We start from the raw sequence: 12329 nt of genomic DNA on the forward strand, positions 1-12329 counted from the left end.
AAAGCGGGCGGATTCGGGTCCAGCATCCGACGTCGGAAAAACATCGAAAAAGGCAAAACAAGCATCAGAAACGGCAAACACATCCGGCGCCGGGCGCCGACACTTCCGTTCACCGATCCGATCCCGGCCCACCCCACGGAGAACAGACTACATGAGCACACTCAACGTCAACGGCAAAACCCACACGGTCGACGCCGACCCCGGCACCCCCATCCTCTGGGCCTTGCGGGACACGCTGGGCATGACCGGCACCAAGTTCGGTTGCGGCGCTGCGCTGTGTGGCGCCTGCACAGTGCACCTGGATGGCCAGGCCATCCGCTCCTGCATCACGCCCATTGCCGCCGCCGAAGGCAAGAAGATCACCACCATCGAGGCCGCCACCAACGGCAGCGACCGCGTGGGCGCGGCCGTGCACAAGGCCTGGGTGCTGCACGACGTGGCGCAGTGCGGCTACTGCCAGAGCGGCCAGATCATGAGCGCCACCGCCTTCCTCAAGTCGCTGCCCAAAGGCAAACAACCCACCGCCGCCGAGATCGACTCGGCCATGGCCGGCAATGTGTGCCGCTGCGGCACCTATGCGCGCATCCGCGCCGCCGTGACCGACGCCGCCAAAGCCATCGCCTGAAGGAACACACCATGCTGAATCACATCGATCCTGTCGAGCTGCCGCGCGCCCTGCAACACATGCTGGAGCGCGAGCACGCTGACACACCCACCGCCCTGCCACGCCGCAGCTTCCTCAAAGTGGTGGGCGCCGGCGGCTTTGCGCTGGGCGCCTTCCCGCACCTGGCCACTGCGCAGACCACCCCGGCAGCCACCGGCCTCAAGCCGACCGAACAACCCCTGGCCTTCGTGCAGATCGCGCCCGACGGCTGGGTCACGGTCACCATCAACCGGCTCGAATTCGGCCAGGGCGTGCAGACCGGCCTGCCCATGATCCTGGCCGAGGAGCTGGACGCCGACTGGTCCAAAGTGCGCAGCCAGCACGGCAATGCTGACGCGGCCTACCTGGACCCGCTGTTCGGCATCCACCTCACCGGCGGCTCCACCGCCATCAAGCACAGCTACACGCAGTACCGCGAGCTGGGCGCGCGCGCCCGGGCGATGCTGCTGTCGGCGGCGGCCGCGCGCTGGAACGTGGACGTGTCCACCCTGCGCACCCAGGCCGGTACCGTCATCGGCCCCGGCGGGCGCAAGGCCGGCTACGGCGAACTGGCCCAGGCCGCCATGGCCTTGCCGGTGCCCGAGAAGGTCGTGCTCAAGGACCCCAAGAATTTCAGCATCATCGGCAAGCCCACGCCGCGCCTGGACGCTCGCGCCAAGAGCAGCGGGCAGCAGGACTTCGGCATCGACGTGCGCCGCCCGGGTCAGCTCACCGCGCTGGTCGCCCACCCGCCGGTGTTCGGCTCGAAACTGAAGGCGGTCGACGACAGCGCGGCGCGCGCCATCAAGGGCGTGAAGGCCGTGCTGCGCGTGCCGCTGGACCGCGGCGCCGAGGGCGTGGCCGTGATCGCCGACGGCTACTGGCCCGCCAAACAAGGGCGTGACGCGCTCAAACTGACCTGGGACGACTCGGCCGTGGAGAAGGTCGACAGCGCGCGCCAGCTGGTGCAGTACCGCGAACTGGCCAAACAACCCGGACCGCGCGCGTTTGATGCCGACATGGCGCCGCTGGCCAACGCGCCGCGCACGATCGAAGCCGAGTTCGTTTTCCCCTACCTGGCCCACGCGCCCATGGAGCCGCTGAACTGCACGGTGCAGCTCTCCGAGGGCCGCGCCGAGCTGTGGGTCGGCACCCAGTTTCCGGGTGTGGATGCCGCAGCGGCCGCGCGCGTGCTGGGCCTCAAACCCGAGCAGGTGGCCATGAACGTGCAGATGGCCGGTGGTGGCTTCGGCCGGCGCGGCCTGCCCAGCAGCGACTACGTGGTCGAGGCCTGCGAAATCGCCAAGGCCGCGCGCGCCGCCGGCATCAACGCCCCGGTGCGCATGGTCTGGAGCCGCGAGGACGACATCAAGGGCGGCTACTACCGCCCCATGCACCTGCACACCGCGCGCATCGGCTTTGACGAACGCGGCAACGTCCTCGCCTGGGACCATGTGCTCGTGGGCCAGTCCATCGTCTCGGGCACCTTCTTTGAAGGCGGCATGGTCAAGAACGGCATCGACGCCACCGCGGTGGAAGGCATGCGCGAACCCTACGGCCTGCCGATGCGCCTGACCGTGCACCACCCCAAGGTCAACGTGCCGGTGCTGTGGTGGCGCAGCGTGGGCTCCACCCACACCGCCTTCGTCATGGAGACCCTGCTCGACGACATCGCGCGCGCCACGAAGCAGGACCCGGTGGCCTACCGCATGCGCCTGTTTGGCGACAAGCACCCGCGCCACCGCGCCGCGCTGCAGCTGGCCGTGGACAAGAGCGGCTACGGCAAGAAGCAGTTGCCCGCCGGGCGCGCCTGGGGCGTGGCGGTGCACGAGTCGTTCAGCTCGGTCGTGGCCTACGTGGTCGAGGCCTCGGTGAAAGACGGCAGCCCGGTGCTGCACCGTGTGACGTCCGGCGTGCATTGCAACCTGGCCATCAACCCGAAGAGCGTGGAAACACAGGTGCAAGGCGCGGCCGTCATGGGCCTGTCCATGTGCCTGCCGGGTTCGGCCATCACGCTGAAGGACGGCGTGGTCGAGCAGAGCAACTTCGGCGACTACACCGTGGCGCGCATCACCGACATGCCCGAGATCAACGTGCACGTGGTGCCCAGCGCCGACCCGCCCACCGGCATCGGCGAACCAGGTCTGCCGCCGCTGGCACCCGCGTTTGCCAATGCCATCGCGCAACTCACCGGCAAGCCGCTGCGCGAGCTGCCGTTCAAGCTCGCCTGAGGCCAGCGTGGAAGATCTCGACACGCGCGTGCTTCGCACCGCGGTGGGCTGGCACGGCGCCGGCCTGCCGGTGGTGCTGGTGACGGTGGCGCGCACCTGGGGTTCGTCGCCCCGGCCACCGGGCTCGCTCATGGCCATCAACGGCCGCGGCGAGACGGTGGGCTCGGTCTCGGGCGGCTGCATCGAAGACGACCTGATCCACCGCATCCGCGAAGGCGGCGTGCAGGCGGCCTGCGCCACCGACACCCCCGCCGTGCTGCGCTACGGCATCTCGGCCGACGAGGCCCACCGCTTCGGCCTGCCCTGCGGCGGCACGGTGGAGCTGGTGCTGGAGCCGGTCTCGGCCCGCAGCCGGCTGCCCGAATTGCTGCAGGCCTGCCTGCAGCGCCGCAGCACCGAACGTGTGCTGAACCTGCACACCGGCGAGGTGGAATTGCAAGCGGGCCAGCGCGACGGCCTGCCGCAATTCGACGATCAACACCTCACCACCCACCTCGGGCCGCAGGCGCGGCTGATCGTCATCGGCGCGGGCGACCTCTCGCGCTTCTTGTGCCAGATGGCGCTGGGCCTGGGTTTCGAGGTGATCGTGTGCGACCCGCGCGAGGAGAGTCGCGCGAGCTGGCAGCTCGACGGCGTGGAACTCAGCCACGAGATGCCGGACGACCTGATCCTGCGCCTGAAACCCGACGCACGCACCGCCGTGGTGGCCGTGACGCACGACCCCAAGCTCGACGACCTGGCGCTGATCGACGCGCTGCAGTCGGACGCCTTCTACGTGGGCGCCATCGGCTCGCGGCGCCACAGCGAGCTGCGCAAGACGAGGCTGCACGAACACTTCGACCTGTCGCCAGACGCACTGCAAGTGCTGCACGGGCCGGCCGGTCTGTACATCGGCAGCAAGACCCCGGCCGAGATCGCGCTCTCGATCATGGCCGAGGTGGTCGCGGTGAAGAACGGTGTGGGGTCGTCTGCGGTGGTGCCGGTTGCGGAAGGCAAAGCCCGGGTCGAACACCCCGGTCGCGACGCGTTCACGGCACCGGTCTGCGCGGTCTGACGCTCACAGGCTCAGGTCGTACTCGATCGTGATCGGCGCGTGGTCGCTGAACTTCACGTCCTTGTAGATGTGCTCGCTGCGCGCCAGCGCCGCCAGGGCCGGTGTGGCCAGGTGGTAGTCCAGTCGCCACCCCACGTTGTTCGCATAGGCCTGCCCCCGATTGCTCCACCACGTGTAGCAGGTGTCGGTGGTGTCGGGCTGCAGGCGCCGGTACACATCGACCAGGCCGCCGTCGTTGAGCAGCGCCGTCATCCAGGCGCGCTCTTCGGGCAGGAAACCGCTGTTCTTCTGGTTGCTGCGCCAGTTCTTCAGGTCGGCCTGCTGGTGGGCGATGTTCACGTCGCCGCACAGGATGAATTCGCGCTCGCCCTTGAGCGCCATGAGGTGGGGGTGGAACGCCCCGAGAAAGCGGTACTTGGCCTCCTGCCGCTCGGGGCCGGATGACCCGCTGGGGAAGTAGGCGCTGATCAGCGAGATCTTGCGGCCCGGTGTGTCGAAGCGCAGTTCGGTGTAGCGGCCCTCGGCATCGAACTCGTCGCAGCGGAAGCCGGTGATCACGTCGCTGGGCTCGTGGCGCGTGTACACGCCCACGCCCGAGTAGCCCTTTTTCTGGGCGAAGTGGAAATGGCCCCGCAGACCGGCGAGTTGCTCGAAGCGCCCGCTGACATCGAGCTCCTGCGCCTTGACCTCCTGCACACAAATACAATCCGGCTGGTGCTCGGTCAGCCATTTCTCCAGCCCTTTGGTGGTGGCGGAGCGGATGCCGTTGAGGTTGAGGCTGGTCAGTTTGAACAAGGAAACCCCCATGGTGTTGGATACAGGCGCGGCCCCTGCGGGCGCCCCGGACGCTGCGCTCGCGCAGGAATTCGTGCAATTCTGTGTGGACGCTGGCGTGCTGCGCTTCGGCGAATTCAAGACCAAGGCAGGCCGGCTCTCGCCGTACTTCTTCAATGCCGGTCTGTTCGACGATGGCGCCAAGCTCGGGCGACTCGCGCAATTCTATGCAAAGGCCCTGATCGCCAGCGGCGTCGAATTCGACATGATCTTCGGCCCGGCCTACAAGGGCATTCCGCTGGGCGCGGCACTGGCCATCGAGCTCGCGCGCCTGGGCCTCAACGTGCCCTTTGCCTACAACCGCAAGGAAGCCAAGGACCACGGTGAAGGCGGCTCGCTGGTCGGCGCACCGCTCAAAGGCCGCGTGCTGATCATCGACGACGTGATGTCGGCGGGCACCGCGGCGCGCGAGTCGATCGCCCTGATCCGCGCCGCTGGCGCCACGCCCCACGCCGTGACCATTGCGCTGGACCGGCAGGAAAAGGCAACCGAGGTCGGTCCGGACGGCACCGTTCGCGACGTGGATCACAGTGCCGTGCAATATGTGCAGCAACAGCTCGGCCTGCAGGTTTGCGCAATTGCCACCCTGGCGGATTTGCTGCAGTATCTGAGCGTTCACACCGGGGGGGAGCTTGATGCACACCGCCAGCGAGTACAGGCCTACCGCCTGCGCTACGGCGTGAACTGACTCCCCAAACCATGAACATCGCCCGACCCCCCATCCTCTCCTGGCCACGCACAGCGCGCTGGAACGCGTGCGCCATGGTGATGGGCGCTGGCCTGTGGGCCATGGCCAGCGCGCAGGCACAGGGCATCTACACCTGCATCGACGGCAAGGGCCGGCGCATCACCTCGGACCGTCCGATCGTGGAATGCCTGGACCGTGAGCAGCAGCAGTTGGGCAAGACAGGCATCGTGCGCCAGGTGGTGCCTCCGAGCTACACCGCCGACGAGCGCGCCAGGATCGAAGAAAAGCAACGCGCGGAGAACGAGATCAAGGCCCGCGCAGCCGAGGAGAAACGCCGCGAGCGCGCCCTGCTGATCCGCTACCCGAATCAGGGGGTGCACGACAAGGAGCGCGCCGAAGCCCTGGCCCAGATCGACGAGGTGATTGCTGCCGTGAACAAGCGCGAAGTGGCGCTGAAGCAGCAGCGCAAGGAAGTCGACGTGGAGATGGAGTTCTACCAGGCCGACCCGAGCAAGGCGCCGTTCTGGCTGCGCCGCAAGCTCGAAGACAGCGAGAAACAGATGGTGGTGCAGAAGCGGTTTCTGGAAGAACAGGCCCAGGAGAAACAGCGCATCAACCAGCGCTTCGACGAAGAGCTGGCCAAGCTGCGCCAGCTCTGGTCGCCCACCTCGGCCGCCGGCAACGCTGGCACCATCAAGCGCTGAAACCCACCCTCTGGGGGTGGGTTCAACTCACTGCAGTTTCCGGCGCAGCACGTCGTTGACCTGCTGCGGGTTGGCCTTGCCCTTGCTGGCCTTCATGACCTGCCCCACCAGGGCGTTGAACGCCTTTTCCTTGCCGGCTCGGAACTGGGCCACGTTGTCGGCGTTGGCGGCCATCACCTCGTCGATGATCTTTTCCAGCGCGCCGGTGTCGTTCATCTGTTTGAGGCCCTTGGTCTCGATGACAGCGTCCACGTCGCTGCCGTCCCCCGTCCACAAGGCGTCGAAGACCTGCTTGGCCGCGTTGTTGGAAATCGTGCCGTCGGCAATGCGCGCGATCAGCGCGGCCAGCTGCGCGGCGCTCACCGGCACGCTGGCCATGTCGCCTTCGTCGGCGTTCAGCCGGCGAGACACCTCGCCCATGATCCAGTTGCTCACCAGCTTCGCCTGGCCACTGGCTTTCGCAGCCGTCTCGAAGTAGGCGGCCATCGCCGGGCTTTGCGTGAGCGTGGTGGCGTCGTATTCGGGCAGGCCGTAGTCGCGCACAAGGCGCTCGGCCATGGCGCGTGGCAGCTCGGGCATGTTGGCGCGCACCTGCTCCACCCAGTCGCGCGCGATCACCAGCGGCGGCAGATCCGGGTCGGGAAAGTAGCGGTAGTCGGCCGCGTCTTCCTTGGTGCGCATGGCGCGCGTCTCGCCGGTGTCGGGGTCGAACAGCACCGTGGCCTGCTGGATCGCGCGACCGTCCTCGATCTCCTCGATCTGCCAGCGGATCTCGTAGTCGATCGCCTGCTGCATGAACTTGAAGCTGTTGAGGTTCTTGATCTCGCGGCGCGTGCCCAGCTCCGCGCCGGGTTTGCGCACCGAGACGTTGGCGTCGCAGCGGAACGAACCTTCCTGCATGTTGCCGTCGCAGATGCCGATCCAGGTGACGATCTTGTGGAGCTCTTTCGCGTAGGCCACGGCCTCGGCGCTCGAACGCATGTCGGGCTCGGTCACGATCTCCAGCAGCGGTGTACCGGCGCGGTTGAGATCGATCCCGCTCTGGCCAATGAAGTCTTCGTGCAGGCTCTTGCCGGCGTCTTCTTCCAGGTGCGCGCGCACCAGCCGCACGGTCCGTTTTTCCGATTGCCCTGAGCCTGTCGAATGGGCGCCGAGGAAGAAGCTCACCTCGCCGCCCTGCACCACCGGGATCTCGAACTGGCTGATCTGGTAGCCCTTGGGCAGGTCGGGGTAGAAGTAGTTCTTGCGCGCGAACACGCTCTGCTCGGCGATGTGTGAGCCCAGCGCCAGGCCCAGACGGATCGCAAGCTCCACCGCGGCTTTGTTCATCACCGGCAGCGTGCCCGGCAGCGCCAGGTCCACCGCACAGGCCTGCGTGTTGGGCTCGGCGCCGAAGGCCGTGGGCGCCCGGCTGAAGATCTTGGATTGCGTGGCGAGCTGGGTGTGGGTCTCGAAGCCGATGACGACCTCGTAACCGTGAACCAGCAGGGATTTGCTTGTGTTGCTCATGATCAGAATCCCGAGGGCGAACGGGTGTGCCAGTCGGTCGCCTGCTGGAAGGCGTGCGCGGCCTGCAGCAGCGCGCCCTCCTGGAAATAGTTGCCCACGAGTTGCAGGCCCACCGGCATGCCACCGGCGCCAAAGCCCGCCGGCACGCTCATGCCGGGCAGGCCGGCCAGGCTGGTGGACAGGGTGTAGATGTCGGCCAGGTAGTTGGCCAGCGGGTCGTCGCTCTTCTCGCCGATCTTCCACGCCACGGTGGGCGCCACGGGGCCGGCGATGAGGTCACAGCGCTCGAACGCGGACTGGAAGTCCTGCGCGATCAGGCGGCGGATCTGCTGCGCCTTGAGGTAGTAGGCGTCGTAGTAGCCATGGCTCAGCACGTAGGTGCCGATCATGATGCGGCGCTGCACCTCGGGGCCAAAGGCCTCGCTGCGCGACTTCTTGTACATATCGAGCAGATCGTCGTATTTCGCCGCGCGGTGGCCGAACTTCACACCGTCAAAACGGCTGAGGTTGCTCGATGCTTCGGCCGGCGCAATGATGTAGTACACCGGGATGGACAGTTCGGTGCGGGGCAGCGAGATGTCGACCAGCGTGGCCCCGAGCTTCTCGTATTCGCCCAGCGCGCCGTGCACGGCAGCCAGCACATCGGGCGCACAGCCCGCGCCAAAAAACTCGGTGGGCAAACCGATGCGCAGGCCCTTGAGCGGCTGGGCGGCGGTGGCCCCTTCGCGCGGGTCGTGGATGGCTGCGCTGTAGTCCTCGGCGGGGTGATCGAGGCTGGTGGAATCGCGGTCGATGTCGGGCCCGGCCATGGCGCTGAGCAGGGCGGCGCAGTCGGCGGCGCTGCGCGCCATCGGGCCGGCCTGGTCGAGGCTGGAGGCGAAGGCCACCATGCCGTAACGCGAGCATCGGCCGTAGGTGGGCTTGATGCCGGTGATGCCGGTGAAGCTGGCGGGCTGGCGGATCGAGCCGCCAGTGTCGGTCCAGTGTCGGTACCGGTGGCCGCGGGGATCAGGCGTGCGGCCACGGCGGTGGCGGAACCGCCCGACGAGCCGCCTGGCACGCGTGTCGCGTCCCAGGGGTTGTGCACCGGCCCATACGCGGAGTTGTCGTTGCCCGAACCCATGGCGAATTCGTCGCAGTTGAGCTTGCCCAGCGACACGGCGCCGGCCTTGGCCAGATTGGCCACCACGGTGGCGTCGAACGGGCTCTGGTAACCGGCGAGCATCTTCGAGCCAGCGGTGGTGGGGAAATCTTTCGTGACGAAGATGTCCTTGTGCGCCAGCGGCACACCCAGCAGCGGCGTGCGCTCGCCGGCGGCGATGCGTGCGTCCGCCGCGCGGGCCTGGACCAGCGTGGCTTCTTCGTTGAAGGCGAGGTAAGCGCCCAGCGAGGCGAACTGTTTCGCGCGGGCCAGCAGGTGCTGTGCGGCTTCGACGCTGCTGGTCTGCTTGTGGCGAATAGCGGCGGCGAGCTCGGTGACGCCCAGGGTGTGCAGATCGTTCATTCGATCACCTTCGGCACGAGGAACAGGCCTCGCTCAACCGCCGGGGCGCTTTTCTGGTTGGCTTCACGGTTGTTGGGTTCGCTCGCCACGTCGGGGCGCAGGCGCAGCGAAACGTGGTCGATCACGGCGGTGGGGTGGGCCAGTGGCTCCACGCCGGTGGTGTCCACCGCGTTCATTTGTTCCACGGTATCGAAGAAGCCATTGAGCTGGGTCAGCATGCGCTCGCTCTGCGGCTCGGTGAGCTCCAGGCGCGCCAGGTTGGCGATGCGACCGATATCGGACAGGGTCAGGGACATGTCGAGGTGGTTCCGAAAGGATGGATCTGCGGTGCCCCAAGAGCCGTCATCAGCGCTGAAACGCCGTGTAAATCGCAGAAATGGGGCCTGCTTGCATGCAGTTATGCACAGGGGATACGGTATTATCCAAGGTTTAACGGCAGACCCCGTGCCGCCACGGTTTTTGCCTTGGAATCAAACACTTAGAACCGATGTCCGGCCTCCCTTCTGGCTCCATCCCAGGTCCCGCATTCGGCCTCATTTCCGGCTTGGAGCGCGCCATGCCGCGCCCCGGCTCCACAGGATCCATCCACCATGTTTGAAGCTTTCCGTCGGCAATTCTCGACCGACCTGGCCATCGACCTCGGCACCGCCAACACCCTCATCTACGTTCGCAACAAGGGCATCGTGCTCGACGAACCCTCGGTGGTCTCGATCCGCCACGAAGGCGGGCCCCAGGGCAAGAAGACCATCCAGGCGGTCGGCCACGAGGCCAAGGCCATGCTGGGCAAGGTGCCCGGCAACATCGAAGCCATCCGCCCCATGAAGGACGGCGTGATCGCCGACTTCACCGTCACCGAGCAGATGCTCAAGCAGTTCATCAAGATGGTGCACCCGCGCTCGATGTTCAAGCCGAGCCCGCGCATCATCATCTGCGTGCCCTGCGGCTCGACCCAGGTCGAACGCCGTGCCATCCGCGAATCCGCCCTGGGCGCCGGCGCCTCCGAGGTCTACCTGATCGAGGAACCCATGGCCGCGGCCATCGGCGCCGGCCTGCCGGTGTCGGACGCCTCGGGCTCCATGGTGGTGGACATCGGTGGCGGCACCACCGAGGTGGGCGTGATCTCGCTGGGCGGCATGGTCTACAAGGGCAGCGTGCGCGTGGGGGGTGACCGTTTCGACGAAGCCATCATTGCCTACATCCGCCGCAACTACGGCATGTTGATCGGCGAGCCCACGGCCGAGGCCATCAAGAAGCAGATCGGCTCGGCCTTCCCCGGCTCGGAAGTCAAGGAAATGGAAGTCAAGGGCCGCAACCTCTCCGAGGGCGTGCCGCGCAGCTTCACCATCTCCAGCAACGAAATCCTCGAAGCGCTCACCGATCCGCTGAACAACATCGTGACCGCCGTCAAGATGGCGCTGGAGCACACGCCGCCCGAGCTGGGCGCCGACATCGCCGAGCGCGGCATGATGCTCACCGGCGGCGGCGCGCTGCTGCGCGACCTGGACCGCCTGCTGGCCGAGGAAACCGGCCTGCCGGTGCTGGTGGCCGAAGAGCCGCTGACTTGCGTGGTGCGCGGTTGCGGCATGGCCCTGGAGCGCATGGAGCGCCTGGGCACCATCTTCACCAGCGAATAAGGCACGCGCCGCACTCCGGCGCACGTTCACCCACACACCACCAGACCCACCCCGAGCGTCATGCCACTGGGCACCCTGGACCGCACTCCGCCCCCCTTCTTCAAGCAGGGGCCGTCGGCCCTGTCCAAGCTGGTGGTGTTCAGCGCGCTGGCGCTCTTTCTCATGGTGGCCGACCTGCGCTTTGAAGTGGCGCGCCCGGTGCGTGCGTCCATCGCCGCAGCGCTCTACCCGGTGCAGTGGCTGGTGTTGCAGCCGGTGCAGGCCATGGCGGGCGTGGGCGGGTATTTCACCTCGCTGCACAACGCGCAGCAAAGCGAAGGCGACGCGCTCAAGCGACTGGCCACCCAGGCCGATCGCACCTTGCAACTGGAGCAGATGGCGCTGGAAAACCAACGTCTGCGCGCTCTGCTGGCCATGCGCGAGCGCACTGGCACACAGGCCCTGGGCGCGCAGGTGCTGTACGACGCTGCCGATCCGTACTCGCGCAAGATCGTGATCGACCGGGGCCAGACGCAAGGCGTGCAGGCCGGCTCGCCCGTGATCGACGAAAGCGGCGTGCTCGGCCAGGTCACGCGTGTGTACCCGCTGGTGTCCGAGGTGAGCCTGCTGATCGACCGCGACATGGCCATTCCCGTGCTCAACACCCGCACCGGCGTTCGCAGCGTGGCTTACGGCCAGCCGTCGACCAAGGGCGACGGCATGGAACTGCGCTACACCCTGGCCAGCGCCGACATCGCCCAAGGCGATCTGCTCACCACCAGCGGTGTGGATGGCGTGTACCCGCCCGGCCTCCCCGTGGGCCGCGTGACGCTGGTGGAGCGCCAGGCCGAATCGTCCTTTTCGCGCATTGAAGCCGAACCGCTGGCCCAGGTGCAGGGCACGCTGCATGTGCTGGTGCTCACGCCGACCGGCACCACGCTGCCGCCCCCCCCGATGTCCGGCCCCGCCCGTGCGGCCAGCCCGACCGATCGCCCGGGTGTCCGGAGCAACGCGCCATGATCATGCGTCCCGGCCAGCAGCTCCTGCTGCCCGCCAACCCGGCCTTCATCTGGTTCAGCCTGATCGCTGCACTGATGTTCAACATGCTCATGAACATGGGGTTGTGGGGTCGCGCGGCCTGGGTGCCCGACCTGCTGGCGGTGGCGCTGGTGTTCTGGAGCGTGCACCAGCCGCTGCGCATTGGCGTGGGCGTGGCGTTTGCCTTCGGGCTGGCCATGGACGTGCACCAGGGCTCTCTGCTGGGCCAGCACGCGCTGGCCTACACGGCGCTCGGTTTTCTGGCCATTTCCATGCACCGCCGCCTGCTCTGGTTCGGTGTGCCCAACCAGGCGGTGCAGGTGCTGCCGTTGTTTGTGGCTGCGCACGTGCTGGAGCTGCTGGCTCGCATGGCTGCGGGCGGCAGTTTCCCGGGCATGCTGTACTTCCTGGCGCCCGGCATGGAGGCGGCGCTGTGGCCGGTGGTGAGCGTCTTGCTGCTCGCACCGCAACGGCGCGCTCCCAACCCCGACGACAACCGACCCTTGTAGCC

At 67.3% G+C, this 12329-nt stretch carries 11 protein-coding genes and 1 pseudogene; 8 read left to right on the forward strand and 4 right to left on the reverse strand.

The annotated features are described in order from the left end of the window. The first annotated feature begins 151 nt into the window (after positions 1–151). Genes ASE11_RS01240 through ASE11_RS01250 form a run of 3 tightly spaced genes read left to right on the forward strand, consistent with a single transcriptional unit; the run spans position 152 to position 3928 of the window. Positions 152–625: a (2Fe-2S)-binding protein gene (locus ASE11_RS01240; RefSeq protein ID WP_056264652.1), complete on the forward strand. Its 474-nt coding sequence runs from the start codon at positions 152–154 to the stop codon at positions 623–625. 11 nt (positions 626–636) lie between these two features. Then, complete coding sequence (locus ASE11_RS01245; protein ID WP_056264653.1) at positions 637–2874, forward strand: xanthine dehydrogenase family protein molybdopterin-binding subunit; 2238 nt, start codon at positions 637–639, stop codon at positions 2872–2874. 7 nt (positions 2875–2881) lie between these two features. Further along, positions 2882–3928 (forward strand): XdhC family protein, encoded by a 1047-nt coding sequence (locus ASE11_RS01250; protein WP_056264656.1) that lies wholly within the window; start codon positions 2882–2884, stop codon positions 3926–3928. Positions 3929–3931: 3 nt separating this feature from the next. On the opposite strand, the gene ASE11_RS01255 is transcribed toward ASE11_RS01250, so the two are convergent. Continuing rightward, complete coding sequence (locus ASE11_RS01255; RefSeq protein ID WP_056265585.1) at positions 3932–4723, reverse strand: exodeoxyribonuclease III; 792 nt, start codon at positions 4721–4723, stop codon at positions 3932–3934. A gap of 10 nt (positions 4724–4733) precedes the next feature. Between ASE11_RS01255 and pyrE the strand changes: the two genes are divergently transcribed. Beyond that, positions 4734–5450 (forward strand): orotate phosphoribosyltransferase, encoded by a 717-nt coding sequence (gene pyrE / locus ASE11_RS01260; protein ID WP_056264659.1) that lies wholly within the window; start codon positions 4734–4736, stop codon positions 5448–5450. 11 nt (positions 5451–5461) lie between these two features. Beyond that, on the forward strand, positions 5462–6154 hold the full coding sequence (locus tag ASE11_RS01265) for a DUF4124 domain-containing protein (RefSeq protein ID WP_082585429.1): 693 nt from the start codon (positions 5462–5464) through the stop codon (positions 6152–6154). Between the two features lie 27 nt (positions 6155–6181). Here ASE11_RS01265 and gatB read toward each other — a convergent pair whose 3' ends face one another. From gatB to gatC, 3 genes and pseudogenes are all read right to left on the reverse strand, one after another. Continuing rightward, positions 6182–7663: an Asp-tRNA(Asn)/Glu-tRNA(Gln) amidotransferase subunit GatB gene (gene gatB / locus ASE11_RS01270; RefSeq protein ID WP_056264664.1), complete on the reverse strand. Its 1482-nt coding sequence runs from the start codon at positions 7661–7663 to the stop codon at positions 6182–6184. Positions 7664–7665: 2 nt separating this feature from the next. Next, positions 7666–9167, reverse strand: a pseudogene (gene gatA, locus ASE11_RS01275) (Asp-tRNA(Asn)/Glu-tRNA(Gln) amidotransferase subunit GatA). Next, positions 9164–9463, reverse strand: a complete 300-nt coding sequence (gene gatC, locus ASE11_RS01280) for an Asp-tRNA(Asn)/Glu-tRNA(Gln) amidotransferase subunit GatC (RefSeq protein ID WP_056264667.1) — start codon at positions 9461–9463, stop codon at positions 9164–9166. Before gatC ends, gatA begins: the two are co-directional and overlap by 4 nt. 294 nt (positions 9464–9757) lie before the next feature. Here gatC and ASE11_RS01285 point away from each other — a divergent pair, with 294 nt between their 5' ends. From ASE11_RS01285 to mreD, 3 genes are read left to right on the forward strand one after another with little or no spacing between them, the layout of a single operon-like run. Then, positions 9758–10801, forward strand: a complete 1044-nt coding sequence (locus ASE11_RS01285; protein ID WP_056264671.1) for a rod shape-determining protein — start codon at positions 9758–9760, stop codon at positions 10799–10801. A 60-nt stretch (positions 10802–10861) separates the two neighbouring features. Beyond that, complete coding sequence (mreC, locus tag ASE11_RS01290; RefSeq protein ID WP_056264674.1) at positions 10862–11800, forward strand: rod shape-determining protein MreC; 939 nt, start codon at positions 10862–10864, stop codon at positions 11798–11800. Further along, positions 11797–12327: a rod shape-determining protein MreD gene (gene mreD, locus ASE11_RS01295; protein ID WP_056264677.1), complete on the forward strand. Its 531-nt coding sequence runs from the start codon at positions 11797–11799 to the stop codon at positions 12325–12327. The genes mreC and mreD overlap by 4 nt, the downstream gene beginning before the upstream one ends. The last annotated feature ends 2 nt before the right edge of the window (positions 12328–12329 follow it).

Origin of the sequence: Hydrogenophaga sp. Root209 (assembly GCF_001428625.1) — a bacterium.
Taxonomy (GTDB): domain Bacteria; phylum Pseudomonadota; class Gammaproteobacteria; order Burkholderiales; family Burkholderiaceae_C; genus Hydrogenophaga.